The 21,400-nt window shown below is 68.7% G+C and carries 23 protein-coding genes and 1 pseudogene; 11 read left to right on the top strand and 13 right to left on the bottom strand.

Annotated features, from left to right (window positions below; translation table 11 throughout):
• Positions 1 to 74: 74 nt before the first annotated feature.
• The gene (locus KF889_17895; GenBank protein MBX3501316.1) at positions 75 to 1,625 is read right to left on the bottom strand and encodes a response regulator; all 1,551 of its coding nucleotides are present in this window, start codon (positions 1,623 to 1,625) and stop codon (positions 75 to 77) included.
• A 292-nt stretch (positions 1,626 to 1,917) separates the two neighbouring features.
• Here KF889_17895 and KF889_17900 point away from each other — a divergent pair, with 292 nt between their 5' ends.
• On the top strand, positions 1,918 to 2,298 hold the full coding sequence (locus KF889_17900) for a hypothetical protein (GenBank protein ID MBX3501317.1): 381 nt from the start codon (positions 1,918 to 1,920) through the stop codon (positions 2,296 to 2,298).
• A 204-nt stretch (positions 2,299 to 2,502) separates the two neighbouring features.
• Here KF889_17900 and KF889_17905 read toward each other — a convergent pair whose 3' ends face one another.
• On the bottom strand, positions 2,503 to 2,664 hold the full coding sequence (locus KF889_17905; protein ID MBX3501318.1) for a hypothetical protein: 162 nt from the start codon (positions 2,662 to 2,664) through the stop codon (positions 2,503 to 2,505).
• 90 nt (positions 2,665 to 2,754) lie between these two features.
• Between KF889_17905 and KF889_17910 the strand changes: the two are divergent.
• Positions 2,755 to 2,921: pseudogene (locus KF889_17910) on the top strand (cell filamentation protein Fic).
• A gap of 48 nt (positions 2,922 to 2,969) precedes the next feature.
• Here the strand turns inward: KF889_17910 and KF889_17915 are convergent.
• Entirely contained in the window at positions 2,970 to 3,302 is a 333-nt protein-coding gene (locus tag KF889_17915; protein MBX3501319.1) for a hypothetical protein, read from the bottom strand.
• Positions 3,303 to 3,499: 197 nt separating this feature from the next.
• On the opposite strand from KF889_17915, the gene KF889_17920 reads away from it, so the two are divergent.
• The gene (locus KF889_17920; GenBank protein MBX3501320.1) at positions 3,500 to 4,648 is read left to right on the top strand and encodes a helix-turn-helix transcriptional regulator; all 1,149 of its coding nucleotides are present in this window, start codon (positions 3,500 to 3,502) and stop codon (positions 4,646 to 4,648) included.
• Between the two features lie 104 nt (positions 4,649 to 4,752).
• Here the strand turns inward: KF889_17920 and KF889_17925 are convergent, their stop codons facing one another.
• Complete coding sequence (locus tag KF889_17925; protein MBX3501321.1) at positions 4,753 to 7,323, bottom strand: PAS domain S-box protein; 2,571 nt, start codon at positions 7,321 to 7,323, stop codon at positions 4,753 to 4,755.
• Positions 7,320 to 7,703: a response regulator gene (locus KF889_17930; protein ID MBX3501322.1), complete on the bottom strand. Its 384-nt coding sequence runs from the start codon at positions 7,701 to 7,703 to the stop codon at positions 7,320 to 7,322. Before KF889_17930 ends, KF889_17925 begins: the two co-directional genes overlap by 4 nt.
• 175 nt (positions 7,704 to 7,878) lie before the next feature.
• Here KF889_17930 and KF889_17935 point away from each other — a divergent pair, with 175 nt between their 5' ends.
• Positions 7,879 to 8,172 (top strand): hypothetical protein, encoded by a 294-nt coding sequence (locus KF889_17935; protein MBX3501323.1) that lies wholly within the window; start codon positions 7,879 to 7,881, stop codon positions 8,170 to 8,172.
• A gap of 126 nt (positions 8,173 to 8,298) precedes the next feature.
• Positions 8,299 to 8,502, top strand: a complete 204-nt coding sequence (locus KF889_17940; protein MBX3501324.1) for a hypothetical protein — start codon at positions 8,299 to 8,301, stop codon at positions 8,500 to 8,502.
• Here KF889_17940 and KF889_17945 read toward each other — a convergent pair.
• Together KF889_17945 and KF889_17950 are read right to left on the bottom strand one after the other, a co-directional pair.
• Positions 8,494 to 8,877, bottom strand: coding sequence for a hypothetical protein (locus KF889_17945; GenBank protein MBX3501325.1), 384 nt, complete (start codon positions 8,875 to 8,877; stop codon positions 8,494 to 8,496). The genes KF889_17940 and KF889_17945 overlap by 9 nt on opposite strands.
• Before the next feature lie 18 nt (positions 8,878 to 8,895).
• The gene (locus KF889_17950; protein ID MBX3501326.1) at positions 8,896 to 9,720 is read right to left on the bottom strand and encodes a tetratricopeptide repeat protein; all 825 of its coding nucleotides are present in this window, start codon (positions 9,718 to 9,720) and stop codon (positions 8,896 to 8,898) included.
• A 472-nt stretch (positions 9,721 to 10,192) separates the two neighbouring features.
• On the opposite strand from KF889_17950, the gene KF889_17955 reads away from it, so the two are divergent.
• Positions 10,193 to 10,735: a hypothetical protein gene (locus KF889_17955; GenBank protein MBX3501327.1), complete on the top strand. Its 543-nt coding sequence runs from the start codon at positions 10,193 to 10,195 to the stop codon at positions 10,733 to 10,735.
• 14 nt (positions 10,736 to 10,749) lie between these two features.
• Entirely contained in the window at positions 10,750 to 11,358 is a 609-nt protein-coding gene (locus tag KF889_17960) for a hypothetical protein (GenBank protein MBX3501328.1), read from the top strand.
• 49 nt (positions 11,359 to 11,407) lie between these two features.
• Here KF889_17960 and KF889_17965 read toward each other — a convergent pair whose 3' ends face one another.
• Positions 11,408 to 12,136, bottom strand: a complete 729-nt coding sequence (locus KF889_17965) for a hypothetical protein (protein MBX3501329.1) — start codon at positions 12,134 to 12,136, stop codon at positions 11,408 to 11,410.
• 120 nt (positions 12,137 to 12,256) lie between these two features.
• Here KF889_17965 and KF889_17970 point away from each other — a divergent pair, with 120 nt between their 5' ends.
• Positions 12,257 to 13,414, top strand: coding sequence for an MFS transporter (locus KF889_17970; protein MBX3501330.1), 1,158 nt, complete (start codon positions 12,257 to 12,259; stop codon positions 13,412 to 13,414).
• A gap of 167 nt (positions 13,415 to 13,581) precedes the next feature.
• Here the strand turns inward: KF889_17970 and KF889_17975 are convergent, their stop codons facing one another.
• Both KF889_17975 and KF889_17980 read right to left on the bottom strand, forming a co-directional pair.
• Positions 13,582 to 14,061 carry an ATP-binding protein gene (locus KF889_17975; GenBank protein ID MBX3501331.1) on the bottom strand — a complete coding sequence of 160 codons (480 nt, stop codon included), beginning with the start codon at positions 14,059 to 14,061 and terminating at the stop codon, positions 13,582 to 13,584.
• Between the two features lie 695 nt (positions 14,062 to 14,756).
• Positions 14,757 to 15,410, bottom strand: coding sequence for a TetR/AcrR family transcriptional regulator (locus KF889_17980; GenBank protein MBX3501332.1), 654 nt, complete (start codon positions 15,408 to 15,410; stop codon positions 14,757 to 14,759).
• Positions 15,411 to 15,529: 119 nt separating this feature from the next.
• Between KF889_17980 and KF889_17985 the strand changes: the two genes are divergently transcribed.
• From KF889_17985 to KF889_17995, 3 genes are read left to right on the top strand one after another with little or no spacing between them, the layout of a single operon-like run.
• Positions 15,530 to 16,750, top strand: coding sequence for an MFS transporter (locus KF889_17985; protein MBX3501333.1), 1,221 nt, complete (start codon positions 15,530 to 15,532; stop codon positions 16,748 to 16,750).
• Positions 16,747 to 17,145, top strand: coding sequence for a BrnA antitoxin family protein (locus KF889_17990; GenBank protein ID MBX3501334.1), 399 nt, complete (start codon positions 16,747 to 16,749; stop codon positions 17,143 to 17,145). The genes KF889_17985 and KF889_17990 overlap by 4 nt, the downstream gene beginning before the upstream one ends.
• 33 nt (positions 17,146 to 17,178) lie before the next feature.
• The gene (locus KF889_17995) at positions 17,179 to 18,084 is read left to right on the top strand and encodes a hypothetical protein (protein MBX3501335.1); all 906 of its coding nucleotides are present in this window, start codon (positions 17,179 to 17,181) and stop codon (positions 18,082 to 18,084) included.
• Positions 18,085 to 18,101: 17 nt separating this feature from the next.
• Here KF889_17995 and KF889_18000 read toward each other — a convergent pair whose 3' ends face one another.
• From KF889_18000 to KF889_18010, 3 genes are all read right to left on the bottom strand, one after another.
• Positions 18,102 to 18,362 carry a hypothetical protein gene (locus KF889_18000; GenBank protein MBX3501336.1) on the bottom strand — a complete coding sequence of 87 codons (261 nt, stop codon included), beginning with the start codon at positions 18,360 to 18,362 and terminating at the stop codon, positions 18,102 to 18,104.
• Between the two features lie 450 nt (positions 18,363 to 18,812).
• On the bottom strand, positions 18,813 to 19,970 hold the full coding sequence (locus tag KF889_18005) for a DUF1501 domain-containing protein (GenBank protein ID MBX3501337.1): 1,158 nt from the start codon (positions 19,968 to 19,970) through the stop codon (positions 18,813 to 18,815).
• Between the two features lie 2 nt (positions 19,971 to 19,972).
• Entirely contained in the window at positions 19,973 to 21,322 is a 1,350-nt protein-coding gene (locus KF889_18010; GenBank protein ID MBX3501338.1) for a DUF1800 domain-containing protein, read from the bottom strand.
• Positions 21,323 to 21,400 lie beyond the last annotated feature (78 nt).

Raw genomic sequence — 21,400 nt, forward strand, 5'->3', positions numbered from 1 at the left:
AGGGATCCAGGGCCAGCCTGGATCCCTCGCTGCGCTCGGGATGACAGGGCGGCGCCGAATTCGGGCTCGTCGCGCTAGCGCGCGGCCGACAGCGCCTCGCGCAGCGCCTGGGCGAGCTCGACCTTGCGGAACGGCTTGATCAGCAGGCGGGTGCCCTCACCCAGCCGGCCGTCCTGCAGCATCGCGTTTTCGGTGTAGCCCGACATCAGGATGATGCGCACGTCGGGCCGGGTGCGCGCGATCGCCTCGGCGAGCTGGATGCCGTTGACCTTGCCCGGCATCACCACGTCGCTCAGCACGAGGTCGAAGGCGAAGGCGCCGTCCTCTCCCAGCAGGCGCCGCGCGGCCTCGCCGCTGTCGACCTCGCTCACGCGGTAGCCGAGACTGTCGAGCTGGCGGCGGACGCTGGCGCGCACCTGGGCGTCGTCCTCGACCAGCAGCACGCGCTCGCCGCCGCCGGCCGGCGCCGCGCCGCGGGCCGGCGCGTCCTCGGCGTGCTGCCCGGCGGCCGCCGGCAGGTAGATCTTCACCGAGGTGCCCTGGCCGACCTCGCTGTAGATCTTGATGTGGCCGTGGCTCTGCTTGATGAAGCCGTAGACCATGCTCAGGCCGAGCCCGGTGCCCTTGCCCACTTCCTTGGTGGTGAAGAACGGCTCGAAGACGTGCTCCAGCACCTGCCGGGACATGCCGGTGCCGGTATCGGTCACCGCCAGCATGGCGTAGCGGCCGGGCCTGGCGTCCGGGTTCTCCGCCGCGTAGTCCTCGTCGAGCTCGACATTGCCGGTCTCGACCATCAGCCGCCCGCCAAGCGGCATGGCGTCGCGCGCGTTGACGCACAGATTGAGCAGCGCCGACTCGAACTGCGTGCGATCGACCACCGTGGGCGACAGCGTCGGGCTCAGCCGCTCGTCGATGACGATCTGCTCGCCCAGCGTGCGGCGCAGCAGCTTGCCCAGCGCGGCGACCAGCTCGTTGAGGTTGGTGATTTCCGGCTGCAGCGGCTGCTGGCGCGAGAAGGCCAGCAGCTGGCGCGTCAGCTCGGCGGCGCGCAGCGCGGCGCTGCCGATCTCGGCCAGCATGGCGCGCGTGTCCTCGCCGATGTCGTGCGCCTCCTCGATGACGTCGAGGTTGCCCAGGATCACCAGCAGGATGTTGTTGAAATCATGCGCCAGCCCGCCGGTGAGCTGGCCGACCGCCTCCATCTTCTGCGACTGGCGCAGCACGCCGGCGATGCGGTTGACCTCGGTCATGTCGCGGCCGATGAAGAAATGATGCTGGTCCGCCTCCGACCACACGCCGGTCCAGTTCAGGGCCACGGCATGGCCGTCGCGGTGCATGTAGCGGCAGTCGAAATAGCGCGTCGCGCGGCCCTTGCGCGCCACCCGCATCTCCGAACGGGTCGGATCGAGATCCTCGGGGTGGATGAAGTCGCTGGCGACGTGGCCTTCGACCTCGGCCGGGGCGTAGCCGAGCAATGCCCTGACGCTCGGACTGATGCGCAGGATCCGGCCACCGCGATCAGTGACCATGATCAGGTCGAGCGAAGTCTCGAACACGCGCCGGTTGATCGAATTCTCGACATCGACCGTCAGCGATTGCCCGCGAACTGGCGTATCCCCACCCATCGTCGAACTCCCAGAATACTCCGCAGGAGTCGTCCTCTTCTTTTACCCAAGTCTATACCGTGTCCGGCGTTCGATACTAGGCGGTGTCAGTATTCGCCCCGATGCACCGGATCGACCACCACCGGGAGAGTGGCACCCGTCGACCACGCCCATGGCGACAGAAATCACTGAAAACACCTGGCAATATTTCAAATGAACGAGCCGCCGATCGAGTCTATCAAGTCTGCTGCGTCCGGTCGACGTAGTGCCGAGCAGAGCGTCCTCGCCCCTCTTGCCGCCCGGGAAGCCGTGCATGCCGATCGAATGGAGCGTGTCGACCGAGACGCGGAGAGTGGAAGCGATGTGGTCGGGAAGGGTCTCCGCCGCGGACTGGGCGGCGTTCATCGCCGACATGCGCCGGACGGGCGCGACGGGCTACGCCAAGCTCCACGACCTCTCGCACGCCTCCGTCGACATCAACCCGGCGCAGATCCGCGAGCTCGCCCGCATGACCAACGCGGCGGCGGACGACGGCGCGCTCGGCCCCGTGGCCTTCGTCCTCGATTCCGCCAGGGCCCTGGAGCTGGTGATGCAGTTCGAAGACGGCACCGAGTCGAGCCTCCGGCCGATCGCGGTCTTTCCCACCCGCCAGCTCGCCAGCGAGTGGCTCGACGGGCTGGCGTCGGGCGACTGAGCGGGACGATCGTCTTCGGGGTGCTGGAGCGCCGCAACCCAAACGCCTTGAACGAAGCTCCCTGGTCGGGGCGCGCCACTCTGGAGTGGCGCGCTCCGACCACTTGAGTGGCATATGCGATCGCCCGGGGGATCGAGCGGGCATCCGAGAGGAGCGTGGCCGGCGTTCGCAAATAGCTTATGCGCCATATCGTATTTAGTTTGATTATTCGCTGAACCGCATACGGATGCGGCGAATGCCGGAATGTTCGCCGCACATTCTGCGGTGAATACTGTTGCGCTTGCGGTGAACAATATCCATGACATCGGCGCGTGACTGCGCTGGTTCCTCGGCTGCCTCGACCGCGCCTTCGACGGCGCCGAGCACATCCCCGCCCAGGTGCTGCGCAAGGCGCGCATCTTCAAGGCGCTCGCCGACCAGGCGCCGAGCGAGCGCCAGCGCCTTGTCGTCAACCGCCTGCTCGACGGCTTCGAGGGCAAGCTGACCTCGTCGAAATGGGCGAGGGGCTGGCGAAGATCTCGCCCGACACCGCGCTGCGCGACATCAACGACCTCCTCGCGCGTGGCATCCTGGTCCGCGATCCGGCGGGCGGCCGCAGCACGAGCTATTCGCTGGCGATTTGAGCGCGGGCGCACGACGCAACTGATATCGGCGCAATCCGACTCCCCACGCTAGTGGCCGTGGAACGGGAAGAAGATGCAGGCTGCCGGCGGCCGGCTCTGACCCGGCAGCTGGCGAGCCTTGCACCACCACCAGTGCTCGTCCCGGCTCTGGTAGGTGCCGCGCTGACCCTTTCTGAACCGCTGTCGCGTGGGCAGCACGTAGATGTCGATACCCTCCTCGCGAATCCAGCTTTCAGGGATTCGCTCGCAATCCTTGGGGCCGCAGCAATGACGTCCGAATCGGTCGACAAACTGCGAGTTCTTCTGGATCCAGTCGGCGTCACCATGAGCCAGGGCGGCCTCGGAGAAGACCAAGGTCATGCTGAAGAACGCCAGGCGCATCCATATCCGCATGCTCCCATGATGTCCAAGCTGAGCGCGGCGTGCGTCCCCCGATCGGGGGACGGCGCACCGTTCGCAGGTTGAAAACTGGCTGATCGCGCCGTCATGCGGCAGCACGGTGAAGAGTGCTGAACTGGCTGAGGCATTGCCGTTCGGGTATAATGTTTGTTGGCGCGCGGAGCGGGGGATTCGGTGCCATGCTCAGGGACGACAACGAGCTCGTTGAGCGCATTTACGATACGGTCGAAGACCTCGACGCGCTGCCGGATGTGCTGTCCCTGTTGTGCGATCGGATCGGCGGCCGGAACGCTGTTTTTCACGTCTTGTCGAGGAAACCCGGCCCCGTGCCTTTCGTGAGTCTCTATCGCGTCGATCCCCGAGCGACGCAGACGTGGAGCGAGAGGCACGTTGACAATCTCTGGGCGCGGCACATGCTTGCACACCCGGTGTGCGTACCCGTGGCGGGCGATTCGTTTGCACCCCTCGACAGAATGCGCAGGACCGGGTTCTACGGCGAAGTTCTCGAACCTCTTGATATTGCCCACGGTGCGCTGTTCAAGACCAACGATGGTCCAAGCTCTCTGGTCGGCTTTTCGATCCACCGGTCGGCGGACCAGGGGCCGTTCACCCGCAGCGAGCTTGCGCGCACTCAACGGTTCCTGCCGCACATACGGCGCGCCGTGCAACTGCGCTCCGTGCTGGAACGCAGCCAGGCGACGGAGCGCATCGCACTCGGTGCGCTCGATCAGCTGACATCCGCCGTGCTTCTGGTCGGTCGCGGCGGGCGCGTCCTGTTCGCCAATGCGTCCGTTTCGCGACTCGCCGCGGCGCGCGATGCCATCGTGCTTGAGGATGGCACGGTCAGGGCCAGACACCGCGCCCAGAACCACCTGCTGCTTGGACTGATCGCTTCCGCCCTCAATGGCGGTCCGGGCGGTGCCCTGCCGTTGGCGCGCGAGTCCGGGCGGCTGCCGCTTTCCGTCCTGGTCAGCCCGCTCAAGGGCATCCTTGCGTCCATTCTCGCCGCCGATGCGCGCGGCAGTGTCGCCGCGATCTTCCTGATCGACCCGGAACGGCAGGCCGGACCGTCCGTGGAAACCCTGCGCGCGCTTTACGGCTTCACGCCAACCGAGGCGCGTGTTGCGCTGGAAATCGTCAAGGCGGGCAGCATCGGTACCGCTGCGCTCGCCCTGAAGGTCGCGCCCGAGACGGTGCGCACGCACGTCAAGCGCATCTACGCCAAGACCGGCGTGAACCGCAGGAGCGCGCTCGTTCGCCTGTTGGCGGCTGCCGACGTTCTGCAGCCCTCCCCGCTCATGCCCCACCGGGCTTTGGACGAGTCCTGATCGCGACGGGCATCGGTTCGCAGGTCGAGCTCGCAACGTCCGCTCTCAGCCACGCCTGCCGGCATCCGCGACCGGCCACGTCGGCGACTGGCGCGACAGGCGGCTCACGCCGCGGCCGGGATCCGCTCGATCGTGGGGAAGCTGAGCCGGAACAGCGCGCCGCCCTGGGCGCGGTTCTCGGCGGTGATCGCGCCCTTCATCTCGGCGACGATGTCGGTACTGATCGACAGGCCGAGCCCGGTGCCCTTGCCCCTGGGCTTGGTGGTGAAGAACGATTCGAAGAGACGGGGCAGCACGTGCTCGGGGATGCCGCTGCCGCTGTCGGCGATCTCGATCACCACCCGGTCGGCCTTCATGTCGTGGGCGGCGCGGATGTCGATGCGTTCGTGGCGCACCGGTCCTTCGGCGCCGGCGCGCGCCTCGACGATGGCGTCGCGCGCGTTGATCATCAGGTTGATCACCACCTGCTGCAGGCGGGTGGCGTGGCCGTGCACCGGCGGCAGGTCGGCCGGCAGGTCGAGCGCGACCGCGATCCGCTCGAGCCGCATCTGCTCGGCCACGAGGTCGACGCCGACGCGGATCGCCTCGGCGACGTCGAAGGCCTGCGCCACCTCGTCGCCGCGCCGCGCGAAGCCCTGCAGGCGGCGCACGATGCCGGCGGCGCGCTGCGCCTGGTTGCGCACGCGTGCGATGTGGCGCGCAGCCTCGGCGACATAGGTCTCGGGATCGTCGCGATGCAGGTTGTCCTCGAGGTCGGCCTCGATGGCGTCGACGGCGAACTGCACGACGGTCAGCGGCTGGTTGATCTCGTGCGCCATGCCGGTGGCCATCTCGCCCAGCGTCGCCAGCCTGGAGGCGTCGATGGCGCGCGTCTCGGCCTGACGCCGCTCGGTCTCGTCGACGCCCAGCAGCAGGCTGTAGTTCACGCGCCCGTCCACGTCGTGCACGTGGCTGGCGCTGACGCGCACGACGCGGCGCCGGCCGCCCGAGCGGATCACCTGGTCGAAGGCGAAGGTCTCGCGCTGCTCGCCGGCGAGCCAGGCGGCGAGCGCCGGCGCGGCGTCGCCGCAATCGACGACCTCCTCGTAGCGCCGGCCGATGACCTGCCCCAGAGTCCTGCCGGCGGCGTCGAGGAAGGTGCGGTTGGCGAGCACGACACGCTGCTCGCCGTCGACCAGCGCGATCAGCGCGCCACTCGATTCGACGATCGAGCGCATCTTCATCATGTCGTCGCGCTGCGCCTGCTCGAGCTGGACCTGGGCATCGATGTCGCGCAGCACGCCGATCAGCGGATAGTGGCCGCGCGAATCGGCCGGACCGGAGGCGGTGAAGCGCATCTCGATCCAGCGTCCGCTCGCCAGCCGGCCGCCGGTGCGCAGCCGCACGGTCTGCACCGAGCCGGGATCGCGGCGCAGGGCGCGCAGGCAATCCAGCATGCGCGGCATGTCCTCGGCGTGGAACATGTCGGCGGGCTTCAGGCCGATAGCCTCGCCGGCCGGCATGCCGAGCACGGGCTGCGCGGCGCCGCTGACATAGGTCAGCCCGTCCGAACCCGAGGTGAAGACGGCGTCGATCATCGAGTCGACGACCTGTCGGTAGCGCGCCTCGCTCGCCTCGAGCTCAGCCTCGCGCTGCTTAAGCGCCGTGATGTCGACCCGACACGAGGCGATGTAGCCGCTCGGCGTATGGATCTCGTTCGACTCGAAATAGCGGCCGCCCGGCATCCATTGCAGGTCTCCGGGCTGCTGGCTGCGGAAACGGGCGCGCAGCCGGTCGCCGACACGCCGGCGCTCCTCCTCGTCGGTCTGGCGGCAGGCCATGTGCCGGTCGATGATCTCCTCGAAGTGCAGCCCGACGATGTCGGGCGTATAGCTCTGCGGGCTGAGCGCGGCCAGGCGCTCGTTGAACATCACCATGCGGCCGTCGCGGTCGTAGAGGCCGAAGCCCACCGGAATCGCCTCGATCGCCTCCATCAGCTGCTGGCGGGTCTCGATCGCCGCCTTCTCCGAGCGCTCGGCCGCCAGGCGGCCGTTGCGATTGGCGGTGGCGGCGCCGGCGACGACGTAGAACAGCACGAAGCTCGCGGCCATGGCGCCGCCGGTGCCGATCACCAGCATCACCATCAGCGAACGCTGCTCGCCGATCGCGGCCTGGGCCTCGGCGGCCTGCTCGCGATGCGCGCGGCCATAGGCTCTGAGGAAGTCGACCAGGCGCGTCAGCTCGGTCGCGACGCGGTCGATGTCGGCGGCGGATAGCGGATAGGTGCGCAGCAGGTCGCGATCGATCGACGCGCGCGCGCCGAGCAGGCGGTCGCACAGGTAGATTCGCGGCACGCCGTCGGCCCTGTCCCTGCCATCGCAGAATTGGCCGATGCGGGCGGACGCCATCTGCCAGCGCTCGCGCGCCTCGTCCATGCGCCCCACGCCATCGATCGTGGCGATCGCGGCCAGCAGCGCCATGCCGGAGCCGCCGACCTCGGTCAGCAGCTGGGCGAGCTCGGCCGTCACGCTTTCATAGGGCTTCGCCGGCCGGCTGAGCGACTGTACCGTCGCCACGGCGGCGGCGAAGGCCAGCAGCAGGAGGAGCCCGGCGACCGCCGCCAGCAGTGCGCCCTTGCGGCCGATGGCGCCGAGATACTCGCGGCGCTGCCGCCACAGGGCGACGGCTGCGCTCATGCTTCGCCGGTGCGCAGCTGCTGCAGCAGCGTGCCGAGGCTGAACGGCTTGAGCAGAACAGTCTCGGCGCCGTCGCGCTGGGCCTGGCCGACCTTCTGCGCGTCGAGATGGCCGGTCATGACGATCACCCGCGGCCGGGGCGGCGGCGGCGTGCGGCTGTTGACGTGCTCGAGCAGGTCCAGGCCGTCGCCGTCGGGCAGATGCACGTCGGTGACCAGGACATCGGGGTAGCGACCCTCGTCGGCCAGCGCCAGGCGGCCGCTGCCGAAATCCGGCGCGGTCACGACCTCGTACTGCCGTCGCCTCAGGTAGCCCGCGATCTCCTCGAGGATGTCGGTGTCGTCCTCGACCAGTAGAATCGTCAATTTGCCGGTCGCCATGGCGCAAATGCCCTGATTGAAATGCCAACAGATACGCCCGGGCCGGGTCGCCCAGCCAACGCAGAATGATCCAAATCGGCGGTATCGCTGCGAAATCCCGCCCGTGAAACTCCGCCCCTGTACGGCGTCACACGGCGATCGGGCACCACTGCACAGGGTTCGGCGTTCATGGCTCATGCACCAGGCCGCCCCGCCCTCCCCGACCCAGCAGGCGATCGCCCGCGAGCTGCGCGCCCTGCTGCAGCACCACGGCTGCGACCAGGAGACGGCGGACCAGCTCACCGCACTGCCGCCTCCCGAACTGGTGAGCCGCACCTACGAGGTGCTCGAGATCCTGGGCGCCCGCCCGCACCTTCTGGCCGTGGTCGCGAGCTACGGCGTGACGCTCGACGACGAGGCGGTGCTCGAGCTGCTGCACTTTGCCCGACCCGACCGCCCGGTCGCGCGGCTGCGCCCGGCTGGCGCGTGAGATGCCGGATTCTGTCGACTGGACAGTCTAATCGAGCGACCGCTCTTTCACAGGATTCGGCCGGCCGCTTCGTGACAGCGCCGGCCCGGCATGCGCTGATGGCGGCACTCGCAAAGGAGGCCAGCCATGACTGCGCCTTTGAGCCGCGAACGCGAATGGGACGAGCTGGTGCGCATCAACCAGGCGCTGCAGCGGAAGTACACGGTCGCCCGCGACGAGAACGATCTCGTTATCGCCAAGCTCTACAAGAAGCGCTGGAACCGCCAGCAGGACCGCATGCGCACGTTCCTCGCGCGGCAGCGCCAGCCGGCGACGCACCCCCTAGGTTGACGCCGGCGGCGGCGCGATACCGTCGAGCCAGGCCAGCGCCGCGCCCTCCTGCTGGAAGATGCGCACCGGTCGCTCGAGCGAGGCGAGGCTCTTGAACCAGTCGGCCAGCAGATTCGATTCGCGCGAGTTCACGACGATGGCCACCGGGCCGACCTTGGCGGCACTCCTGCCGTGCTTCACCACCACGGCGGCGATTGCCGGGATGTCGCGCGGATCGACGGCGTCCGCCGTCATGACACGAAACAGCTTGCGATAGGGCGCGGCGCCGGCGGCATCGACGGCCACGATATAGGCCTCGAAGTGCTCGGGCAGCGCGCGGCCGACGACGGTGGCGCTGACCAGGCGGCGCGGCTGCGAGATCGTCCACTCGATCATGGCGCGCCCGACCCGGACTCACTTCAGCCCGTATCGCTGCATCTCGCGCGCGATGTTGGCGCTGAGCTTCACCGCCGCTTCGATGTCGAGGGCGGCGCCCGCGGCGTCGCCCTTGCGCCGCTTTGCGATGCCGCGGCCGTAGAGCGAGGTCGCCTGTCGCGGATCGAGGAGAAGCGCCGCGTCGTAGTCGGCGATCGCCGCGTCGAGATTGCCCATCCGCAGATGCACGAAGCCGCGGCTGTCGAGCGTGTCGGCGTGCCGGGGCCGCAGGCCGAGCGAGGCGTCGCAATCGGCCAGCGCATCCTCCAGCCGGTCGAGCCGCACATAGGTCCAGCAGCGGCTGCTCAGCGAGTTGAGGTGCCGCGGATTGATGCGCAGCGCGCCGGTGTAGTCCGCCAGCGCCTTGTCGAACTGGCCCTGGCGCTGCCACTGGTTGCCGCGATTGCCCCAGGCGCTGGCGTGGTCGGGCTTGATGCGGATCGCCTCGCTGTAGTCGGCGATGGCACGCGCGTGGTCGCGCTTGGCGCTGTGGCTGTTGCCGCGATTGTAGAAGTGGCTGGCGTCGCTGGGATCGAGCCGGATCGCCTCGCTGTAGTCGGCGATCGCCTGGTCGTACATCTTCTTGTCGTCGTGCGCGATGCCGCGATTGTAGTAGGCCGAGGCAAGATCGATCGGCGTTTCCTGCGCCGCCTCGATGATCGCCGTGCAGGCCTTGATCGGCACGTCGGGCGGCGCGCGGTCCTTGTTGGCGCACAGCCGCCAGTTCTCGCCGCGATCCTGCGCCGCCGCCGGGGACGTCGCGCACAGCAACGCCAGCGCCATGCCAACGATCTTCAACCGCATCGCCGCCTCCCGTGCGGGCGTCGTCCCGCCGGGAGCAAGCCCGATTCGCCCGCGCCGCGCAATGGTGACGGAACTGGGGCGACGGAACTGGGGCGACGGCACCGGGGCGACGGAACCCGCAGGTCGACGGCTCATTGATTCGTGCAGTTGTCGTCGGGTTCTGACCGGCCCGGCGATGGCGGGTGTCCCGCCGCTGGGTAGCCCCCTAGCACAAGGCGGCGGGCACTTGCTCTTCATCGCGCCGCCGGCCGTGCAACCCCGCGAGGTCCGGCGCGTTGTGGGTGCGAGCGAGTATTGTCGACTGAATGGCATCCGCTCCAGATGGCCCCGCCGCTCCTCTCCCCCTGCGTGCGGGGCCATCTTTGCGCCCCCCTCAGCATGGGCTCGCGCGCAACCCTCCGACGATTTCCGGCGTTGATGCGTCGGCGGCGCTCCCCCTGCGCCGCGGTCGGAATCATCGAGGAGGGTCACCATGCGGAGCCCCATCGCCGCCCTGTTCGCGCTGGCGTGCCTGTCCGCGCCGGCGTTCGCGATGAGCGAAACCGAGTGCACCGATCTGTGGAAGAAGGCCGACGCCAACGGCGACGGCGTGCTCAGTGACGAGGAAACCGGCCGCTATCTCGCCGGCATGCGCATGCACCAGGTGCGCATCCCCGAGGACGGGCGCATCGACCAGCAGGTGTTCATGGACAACTGCAAGCGCGACGTCTTCAAGACCGCGGCCAACGATCCCGGCGCGCCGCTGAAGGGCGCCAACTCCTTCACCCAGGGCCAGGCCAAGGATCGCGCCCTGGCGCGCGGCTACACCGACGTCTCGGAGCTGAAGAAGGACGACGCCGGCATCTGGCGCGGCACCGCGACCATGGACGGCAAGAGCGTCGGCATCGCCATCGACTACAAGGGCAATGTTGTGAGCGACGCCGGCGGCGCGCCGGCCGCGACGCCGACCACAACGCCCGCGCCCGCGACGCCCGCGCCGGCAACCACGCCGGCGCCCACCACCCCCACCCGCTGACGAAGGAGGAGGCCATGAAGACCCTCAGCCACGTCTATGCCTCATACAGCGCCGCCAACGACACGGTGCGCGACCTCGAGGCCGCCGGCATCCCGACGGTCGACATCAGCATCATTGCCAGCAAGGAGGTCGCGCGCGGCCATGCCGAGGTGACGGAGCTGCCGGGCTCGCCCACCGGCACCGGCGCCGGCATCGGCGCGGCCGCCGGTGGCACCGCCGGCCTGCTGGCCGGCATCGGCCTGCTGGCGATTCCCGGCCTGGGTCCGGTGGTCGCCGCGGGCTGGCTGGCGGCGGCTGCCGTGGGCGCGGTGGCCGGCGGCGCGGCCGGCGCGGGCGTCGGCGGCCTGGTCAGCGCGCTGCGCGACACGGGCATTCCCCCCGAGCATGCGCACGAATACACCGAGGCGGTCAGGCGCGGCGGCACGCTGGTGACGGCGCGCGTTCCCGACTCGCAGTGGGACATGGCCTGCGCGATCATGGAACGGCATGGCCCGATCGATCCCTCGCTGCGCGGCGACGCCTATCGCGAGGACGGCTGGGACTATCGCGGCGACCCGCGCCGCGACCCGGCCCGCGCGAGCGAGTCGCAGATCGACCGCATCAGGGGCTCGGGGTACCTTTAGCGATCAGCGCCGGGAGCGGCGGTGCGACGCCGCTCCCGGCGCGCCCCCTTCAACGGTTACGGATGCCGCATTCGTCGGGCGGCCGGCCGGCGGACATCCGTCGCCCGCCGTCGTTGAAGCAGCCGCTCACCCACATGCCGCTGAAGGTGCGGCCGTCGGCGGTCGTCATGGTGCCTTGTCCATGCACCCTGTCGGCCAGCCAGGCGCCGGTGTAGCGATCGCCGCCGTCCCACGCCATCGTGCCATGGCCGTGGCGCCTGCCGTCCAGCCATCCGCCCTCGTAGCGACTGCCATCGGCGAAGCGATAGACGCCCTGGCCGTCGCGCCGGTCGTTGCGGTACTGGCCTTCATAGACACCGCCGTCGACGAAGCGAAAGACGCCGCGACCGTGGCGCTTGTCGGTGGCGAACTCGCCCTCGTAGACGCTCCCGTCGCGGTAGCGATAGGCGCCGCGCCCGTGGCGCCTGTCGTCGACGAACTCGCCGTCGTAGACACCGCCATCGGAATAGCTGTAGACGCCCCGGCCGTGCGCCTTGCCGTTGCGCAGCTCGCCCTCGTAGCGGTCGGCCGGCTTGCCGTTCACCGACCATTGCAGGACGCCGGTGCCCGACGCGTAGCCGCGACTGCAGGAACCCGACCACGTGACGCCGTTGGCCGTGCCTGTCCCGTCCCAGGCCTGGCAACCGGTGCGCGGATCCTTGACGAAGCCCGCCCGCGGCGTCTGCCCCCAGGCCGGCGCCGCAAGTGTCAGCGCCAGCAGCACAATGAAGCGCCGCATTCAGAACTCCCCCTTGTCGCGACGATGATGGCGCCAGGCTGATGCCACGCCAACTGGCCGCCGACAAGCGCCGCGTCTGTTCGTGTTTCCATCCTTCTGGAAACATGGCATGACAGCGCCATGTCCGATCGAACGCTGCCGACGGTCATCGTTCTCGGCACGACGCAAACCCTGGCCTGGGCCTCGAGCTACTACCTGGCGGCGGTGCTGGGCGACGTCATCGCGCGCGACACCGGCGTGTCGACGCAGTGGTTCTTCGCCGCCTTCTCGGCCGCGCTGCTGCTCTCGGGCTTTCTCGGGCCGCGCGTCGGGTGGCGCATCGACGCGGTCGGCGGCCACTCCGTGCTGGCGATCTCCAACGTCACCTTCGCCGCCGGCCTGGTGCTGCTGGCGCTGGCCGAGGGGCCGGTGCTGCTCGGCCTGGCCTGGCTGGCGCTCGGGCTGGGCATGGGCATGGGGCTCTACGACGCCGCCTTCGCCACCTTGGGCCGCATCTACGGCAAGGACGCGCGCAAGCCGATCACCGGCATCACCCTGATCGCCGGCTTCGCCAGCACCGTGGGCTGGCCGCTCACCGCCTGGGGCATCGCCACCATCGGCTGGCGTGACACCTGCCTCGCCTGGGCCGTCGCGCACATGGTGCTCGGCCTGCCGCTCAATCTCTTTCTGCTGCCCAGGCCGAAGATCACCGCCGAGGACCGCAAGGCGCAGGACCAGCCGGTGCCGATCGACCGCACCATGGTGCTGCTCGGCATCGCCTTCGCCTTCTGCTGGATCGTCACCGGCGGCATCGCCGCGCATTGCCCGCGCATCCTCGAGGCAGCCGGTGCGACGCCCGCCGAGGCGATCGCCGCCTCGGCGCTGATCGGCCCGGCGCAGGTCGCGGCGCGCATCTTCGAGGCCAGCGTGCTGGCGCGCTTCCATCCGCTGGTCTCGGCGAGGCTGGCGACCATCACCCATCCGATCGGCGCGCTGGTCGTGGCGTTCTCCGGCGGCGGGCTGATCGCCGGCGCCTTCGCCGTGCTGCACGGGCTGGGCAACGGCATCGTCACCATCGCGCGCGGCACGGTGCCGCTCGCATTGTTCGGGCCGCAGAACTACGGCTACCGCCTGGGCATCATCGGCCTGCCGGCGCGCATGCTGCAGGGCGTCTCGCCGCTGCTCTTCGCCATCCTGATCGAGCGCTGGGGCGCGGGCGTGCTGATCGTCTCGACGGCGCTGATGCTGGGGGCGCTGGTGTCGCTGCTGCTGGTGCGGATCCCGAAGACGAACGCCTGACCTTATTTCTTCTCCTCGCGAAGGCGGGGAGAAGGTGCCGAGCGTCAGCGAGGCGGATGAGGGGCTTCCTCGTGCACCAACCAACGCCGTCGTTGTCGGGACTCCGCGAAGCCCCTCATCCGCCCTTCGGGCACCTTCTCCCCGCCTTCGCGGGGAGAAGGGAATACTCAGGGCGCGTGGACCACGACGTTGAAGCCCTCCTCGGGCGAAGGCAGCGTGAAGTGCCGGGTGAACTGCGCGAAGTCGGCGTCGCTGACCTGGAAGGGATGCTCGCCGCTGGCATTGCGCTGGCGCAGCCGCTGCAGGCAGAGCGCGTCGGGCATGTCGAGCAGGTGCAGCTCGTGCGCCACCTGCGTCGCCTCGATCAGCCCGCGCATCCAGCCGCGCTGCGTCGGCGTGTTGGCCGGGAAATCCAGCACCACCGACAGGCCGAGCTTCAGGATGGCGACGATGTGCGGCGCCATCGCCGCGCGCAGCCGCGCCGACAGGCGGCGGTAATCGTCGATCGTGCGCAGCTGGTCGGCGAAGAGATGCGAGGTCCAGTGATCCTCGCTGATCAGCAGGGTGGCCGGCCGCGCCGCCAGCTGCTTCGCCAGGGTCGACTTGCCGGCGCCGATCTTGCCGCTGATGAGATAGAGCGTGGTCATCGCCGCAGCCTGCACCGAATGTCATGGTTTGCAATGGTGTCGCCGGAGCGCCGATTGCCATGGCCTGCGATGGCCCCGGCGAGGACGCCCGGATTGCCATGGTTTGCCATTGTCTCGGCGGGGACCGCCGGATTGCTACGGGTTGCCATCGTCCCGCCGCGTGTTCCCCGGTTTCTATGGTTTGCCATTGTCTCGGCGAGCGCCGCCGGATTGCCATGGCCTGCAATGGCCTCGACGAGGACAAGCCGATTGCCATGGTTTTCCGTGGTTGCCGGGCGCACGAGCCGACCGGCTGCGCGGCAACGCGCAGCGCGGCATGGCGGGTGGGATGGCGGCATGACCGGATCATCCGCCATTCTACCGCCCTCGCCCTGACCCCGGAATTTCCACCCCTACGGTTGTCGGCCGGAGCGCCCAAGCCCTTGTTTTGGTGAGCAGTTGACCGCGCATGTCGTGGTCGCCGACCTGCTTCTCGACCGTCAGGAAAAGGCTCCTGCCGTCGCTGACCTGCTCGCAGCGCAGACCAATGGCGCACTTCTCATCCGTGACGCCCGAACCCTGCGAGCCCAGCAGCAGCGCACCGTCGTCTTCGATGGCTGGCGGCTCGGCGCTGTTGGGGAGTGCGCTTCGCGGGCGGCCTTGCTCCGACCAGCTACACCACGACCAGGCACACGACCGCCGGCCTGCAAGGCCTTCTAGGCCTTTGAGGATGCTTTCGCTTTATCTCGCCCTTTCCGCGGCCGAGCCGCAGGCCCGCAACCTTTCGCAAGCAGCCCCTCCAGCAGGACGTTGAACGCCTTTACCGCTTTTTTCGAGGTGGCTTTCGGTTCCGCAGAGTTGGCGATCCACTGCGCCGCATGCAGCGAGGCTCCGCTGAGCAGGCGCGCCGTCGCTTCCGGATCGATCGTGACAATGGTCCCGTTCTCGACCAGCCTTCGCAGGCTGGCAGTCATGGAGCGGATGCATTCGCCCTGGCTCGGCCATCGCGACGGATCGCCGAGCACCGCAGGGCCATCTCGCATCACGATGCGCTGGATCTCCGGCTCGAGCGCCATCTCGATATAGGCCGTGCATTCGTCGACGAAACCTTGCCAGTGGCTGCCGGCCCTGGCGGAAACGGCGTTCAGCCGCGCGTTCATTTCGGCATCGATCTCGGAGATGACCGCTTCAAGAAGGCCCTTCTTGTCGCCGAAATGGTGATAGAGCGCACCCCGCGTCAGCCCGGCGACGGCGGTGAAATCATCCATCGAGGCATTCGCATAGCCAACCGTGGCGAACGCGTGGCGCGCCGCCGCGACCAGTTTGGCGCGGGTTTCGGCGATCATCTCGCTGCGTGGTTTGTGCGCCATGGGCAACCTCATCCACATACGCAACGCATATCATTTGACATACGCCGCGTATGTCACTACCTGGTTCGCATACGACGCGTATGTAAACCCTGTTCCACGCCCGATCAAGGACCGGTCCGATGCCCAACCCCTATGTCGCCATATTCAAGGCTCGCGGCGCCAAGGGCTTCGCCGCGGCCGGCTTCGTCGCCCGGCTGCCGATCGCCATGGCGCCGATCGGCATCGTCGCCATGCTGTCGCAGACCCGTGGCGAATACTGGCTCGCCGGCGCCGTCTCGGCCACCTTCGCGCTGGCCAACGCCTTCGCCGCGCCGCAGATTTCACGGCTGGTCGACCGCCGCGGCCAGGCCGCGGTGCTGGCACCGGCCACCGCGATCTCCGTGGCCGCCTTCCTGGTGCTGATCGTCGCCGCCAACCAGGACTGGCCGGCCTGGACGCTTTTCGTGTCGGCGCTGGCGGCGGCGGCAATGCCGAGCATTCCGGCAATGGTGCGGGCGCGCTGGACCGGACTCTTCCGCGACCGGCCCGAACTCATTACCGCCTTCGCCTTCGAATCGGTCGCCGACGAGTTGATGTATATCGCCGGCGCGTCGCTGTCGGTTGGCCTGAGCGTCGCGCTCTTCCCCGAGGCGGGGATGATGGTGAGCACGCTGCTCCTGGCCATCGGCACCGCCGCATTCGTCCTGCAGCGATCGACGGAGCCGCGCGTGCAGCCCTCGGCGGGCGGCGTGGGCGGTTCGGCGATCCGGCAGCGGCCCGTGCAGGTAATCACGCTCGCGCTGGTCTTCGTCGGCGCCATCTTCGCCACGGCGGAGGTGAGCGCGGTGGCGATCACCAAGGCGCTGGGCCAGCCGGGCGCGGCGAGCCTGGTCATCGGCGTCTATGCCGTCGGTTCCTTCATCGTCGGCATCATCCTGGGCGCGCTGAACCTGAAAATGCCGTTGCAGCGCCAACTCGCTGTGGCGGTCGCGATCATCGCGCTCACCACCGTGCCGCTGCTGTTTGCCGACACCGTGGCACTGCTCGCCCTCGCCGTGTTCGCCAGCGGACTGGCGATCTCGCCGACCTTCATCACCGCCTTCGGCCTGGTCGAGCGGCGCGTGCCGGCCGCGGCGCTGACGGAGGGCATCACCTGGGTGATGACGGGCATCGGCATCGGCATGGCGCTCGGCTCGTTCGCGGCCGGCTGGGCGGTGGACACCTTCGGCCCGCAGAACGGCTTCTGGGTCTCGGTGGTCGCCGGCGCGGCATCGCTCCTGACGGTGCTCGTCGGCCAGAGGAGCCTGGCGGGCGGGCGCCGCGACGCCCCGCCCGAATGCCTCGCGCAACCGGCGGAATGATCCTCGCGGGCCGCGCAGGCTCCGGGCGGCCGGAGCCTGCTTCCTTGATGGAGCGAGATGCGTTTGCATTGCGGGAGCAGACCCGTCGGCTCGATGCCGACATTGCGGCCTGGTTCAAGAGCCACACGCCGTCCGATGAGGGGTATCAAGCACGCATCAATCGAGCGCTGGGTGAGTACGCGCAGGGAAAGGCAAGCCGGAGCCGGCACTCCCGGGTCCGAGGGCGCGGACGCGCGACGTCAGCGTATCCGCGATGCAGCGAAGACTCGGCGACCTTCGGGTGGCCTGCGCCACGCATATCCGATTCCATACCCGATAGTACCCGATTCCCCACTTCGTTCCTGGAGCACCGGCGTACGGCCACTTGCTGTCCCGTCGGGAGTCATATAAAGTGAGTGAGTGTCCGCTCCCATAGAGGAGATCAAGAGATGGCTGTTGCCTTGATCAACCCTGCGGTACACCCCGCAGCGATTCCCTATTTCACGCGGTATCCGCTGGAGCCCATTCCCAACAATAAATTCGTGACCATCGAGAAATTCGGCGAGCTTCGCGACACGGTTGTCGTGAAAGGGAAAGCCACGACCTCGAATCTCACGAACTTGACGACGCTGCTCAAAGCGATCCTCGACAAGGCCAAAGCCGGTGGCGACGTGGTTATCGTCATGCATGGCAATGACGCGGGCCTCTTTGTCAGGATAGCGTCGGGGATCGGCTTCAACGCCGCTGCCATGCGTGCTTTGGTAATGGGGCTGGAGGGGCGAACCGAAGACGACGTAACACACAAGCTCCTGAAACTGACACCAGCCGACTGGAGCAGTCTGAAAGATCAGATGCTGAAGATGCAGGCACTGGAGCTCAATCGCGTCGATCTCCGCGCATGTGTCGTCGGCAAGGAACCCGATGTCATGTGGTACCTGCAGAAGATCTTCAATTGCGCCGTCTGCTGCGCGCCCAAGGCCTACGACTTCTATGGGCTCATGGATCTCGGATCGCCAACGAAGGATGCGAAGGTATGGGAGAAATGGTTGGCTTCCCACCCAGGTGCGAATGTCCAAACGTTTTCTTCGGGTCGTTTCGCGTACCACCACACGATCAGTGAAAACTCGATCAAGGTCGAGGCATTGACGGACAGCCAGGAGGCGGCCACCGGCTGGGTGACCCGAAACCTCCCAAAAGGGAACTACAGCGGGGGAGCTATCTGGTTCCACGGCCTGACAGACAAGAAGTCGCCGCTAATCTTTGCCGGTGACCCTCGGTATCGTGACTACCTCGTCGAAGCAGTGAAGGACGCTCCGATGCCAAAGATTGACGTGAACGCGCCGATCGCTCCCTAGGCTGGGCGGCCTCGTCACTATTTCGATAGTTCCGGAAATATAGTTTCCTCTGTCGGCGCACGGTCCATATTTCCATCGATGAAGCCCGGCGACGCAACCGCCCGGCACGAAGCCCTGGGCAACCCGATCCGGCTCAAACTCTTCCGCGCCCTGGTGCGCGCGGGAGCGAGGGCGTCAATCTGCGCCGCCACCCAGCCGCACGGATCGCCGGCGACGGCCTGCGCCTGTCCGGGCACCTCGCCGAGCCAGAAGCGATTGAGGGCGATGAACGTCGCCACGCCGAGCATTCTTCGTCAGGTTGCCACCACAACAAGCGATCGAGTCGGATCGTTGTCGAGCACCTGCGAAGTGTTGTCCTCCTGTCTCGACGGCGTTGCCGGCGCGATATTCGCAGAGCCATCTCGAATGAAACGGCGCCCATAGTGAGTACCATTTGGCGCGCTCCTTATCGGGCATCTGCGGGTATGGGATTGGGTACGACGCGTCACAAGACGGCCGGCATTGAAGACACCGAACCCGCTTCGCGCGCCTCGCACGACACCAAGGTTCAAGGATCTACTGAAAGCGCTGGTCGAGCAGGGCCACTCACCCTGCACGGGGCCGAACGCAGCGCATGGTACGGCCTTGCGTAAAGCCTGCGCGGATCCCGCCGCTCTTGAAGTGGAACGCAGACACGGCCTTCAGGATCGGGCCGCGCACCGGGCCCGGCACGCCGTCGGCAGACCGCGCTATGCCCGACGCAACAGCCCGTCCAGCGGCGAGAGCGCGCGGCTCGCGGGAAACACGCGATCCTCGACGAAGCCCGCATCGAGACCCAGATGGCGGATCAGGGCCGCCTTGAACAGGCGCTCGTAGGCGTTCGCCGCCGGGACATCGCGGCCCTCGTGGAGCGCCCGGTCGGAAAGCCCCGGCCAGTCGCCGGCGATGCGGCCGCCGGCAACGGCGCCGCCCGCCAGGATGGCCAGGCCGCCGGTGCCGTGATCGGTACCGCCACTGGCATTCTCGGCCGCCGTGCGCCCGAACTCGGAGACGACCAGCACGACCGTCTCGCGCCAGGCCTCGCCCAGGCCGCGCTTCAGCTCCAGCAGGCCGCGCGCGACGTCCCTCAGCAGCACCTTCAGCCGTCGCTCCTGGGCGAAATGGGTGTCCCAGCCCTGCGACTCGAGCACCGCCACCCGCGGGCCGTCCGACCGCGCGAGCAGATCGGCCGCGACCGCTGCCGCCTTGACAAAGACCTGGTCGCCCGTCGCGTCGCCCATGCCGGCCGCCGGTCTGGCGCGTCCGCGCGCGTCGCCAAGCGCGGCCGCGAACAGCGGATCGTTGCGATAGGCCATCGTCATGCGCGAGAGGAAATCTTCGTCGACCGCGGGCAGACCGCTCTCGGACCAGCTGCGGATGCGCGCCGGCCCCTGCAGGATCAGCGGCACAGCCGGCCCCAATGCCAGGCCCAGCCGGCGATCGCCGCCGTTGAGCCCGAGGATCGCCCGGTTGAGCCAGCCGTCCGGCGCGCCATAGGGTTTGCCGCTGCCGTTCTCCAGCATGTTCTGGCCGTCGAAATGCGATCGGTCGCGATAGCGTGTGGCGGCGGCCGGCACGAACAGCAGCTCGCCCGCCCGGTAGAGCGGCATGAGATCGCCCAGCGCCGGATGCAGGCCGAAGCGGCCGTCGAGATCGAGCGCCGCATCGGGCGGCAGCGCCAGGGTGGGCCGCAGTCGACGATAATCCTTGTCGCCGTGCGGCGGCAAAGCGTGCAGGCCATCGAGCGCGCCGCGCAGCAGGACCAGGACGAAGCGCCTGTCCGTCGGCGCGGCGGCGAAGGTCGCCCGCGCGGCGGTGAGGACAGCGAGCGCGCTGGCACCCGCGAGAAGAGACCGACGCTCCAGCATGCTCATCTCCTCTGGAATTCCGCGCTCGCCAGCACGAGCGCGATCGCCGCGTCGCCCGAGGGCGCGAGCGTCACGCCCTGCCGCGTCGGCTCGCCGGCGACGGGGCCGATGACGTCGTCGAGGAAGCGTGCGGGTTGCAGGGTCGCCGGCACGGAGCCGGCGAGGCTGCGGACCCATTCGATCCGCCGCAACAGCGATTCCGGCGCGATCCAATGCCTGGCCGTGTCGCCCCAGCCCTGCGGCGACGGCGCGGTGAACGGCGCCTGTCCCAGTGTCTGGAACGGCGCGACGACATCCGCCGCTCTTGCCGTCGTGTTGCCGAGCGCGCGATGGACGGCGACGACGAACTCGTAGTGCGTCTTGACCTTGGGCAGCGGCGCGCGCCAGACCGCCTCCAGATCGATCAGCGCGCGGCAGACCGCCGCCAGATCGCCGTCGCTCGACTGGAAGACGCCGGCGATGCGCGCTACCGCGTCCGCCGGTGGGTCGTCGGCGAGGAAATGGCGGACGAGCTTGGTCGCCAGATGTCGCGCCGTCGCGGGATGGCGCGCGAGGTCGTCGAGAATCGCCAGACCTTCGTCCGCGCCGGCCTCGGCGTAGGTCCTGCCGAGCACGGTCTTGGGGCCGGGCTCATGGAACACCGGGTTGAACTCGAAGTCGCCATGCACCGGACGCTTGTCCTGGTTGGGACGAAAGCCGCCGTGGCTCCAGCCGGTGATCGCCTTGGCGAGCTCGATCACGTCCGGCTGGCCGTAGCCGCCGTTCACGCCCAGCGTGTGCAGCTCGAGGATCTCGCGGGCGAGGTTCTCGTTGAGGGTTCGTGCGTCGGCGCCGCGCGCGAGCCGCCGTCGGCCGGCGTCCGACCGTGGGCCGATGGAGATGATGTTGTCGAGGTAGCTCAGCATGCACGGGTGGCGGCAGACCGCCTTGAGCATGTCGGCGAAGCGGCCGAAGACATGCGGGCGGATCGCCTCGCGCTCGTAGGCCGGGATGGCCGGGCCGACGATGGCGCGGGTCCGGCTGACGGTGAAATGGTTCGACCAGAAGAGTGCCATCCTTTCCGCAAAGGGCTGCGCGGTGTCGATGGCGTGCCGGGCGCGGGCGGCGACCTCGGGCCAGAAGACGGCGCGATAGAGGCGGCGCGCCGTCTCGTTCAGCCGTTCGGGTCCCTCGTTCGCGGCGCGGTGCATCTCCGCCAGGGTGCCGGCCGAAGCCCGTCCGCCGGCCGTGCCGGGCGCCGCACGCTTGTCGATCTGCGCTGCCACCCAGCCGCGCGGATCGCTGTCGACGGCCGGCGCCTTGCCGGGTGCCGCGCCGAGCCCAAATCGGTTGAGCGCGATGAATGTCGCCACGTCCCGCATGCACCGCCTCTCCAGTCGAGCCACTGACTAGATGACCGGCGGCGGCGCCTCATCCGCTTTTGCGTATCA

The organism is Alphaproteobacteria bacterium, from assembly GCA_019635875.1.
In the GTDB taxonomy this organism is placed as follows: domain Bacteria; phylum Pseudomonadota; class Alphaproteobacteria; order Reyranellales; family Reyranellaceae; genus JAFAZJ01.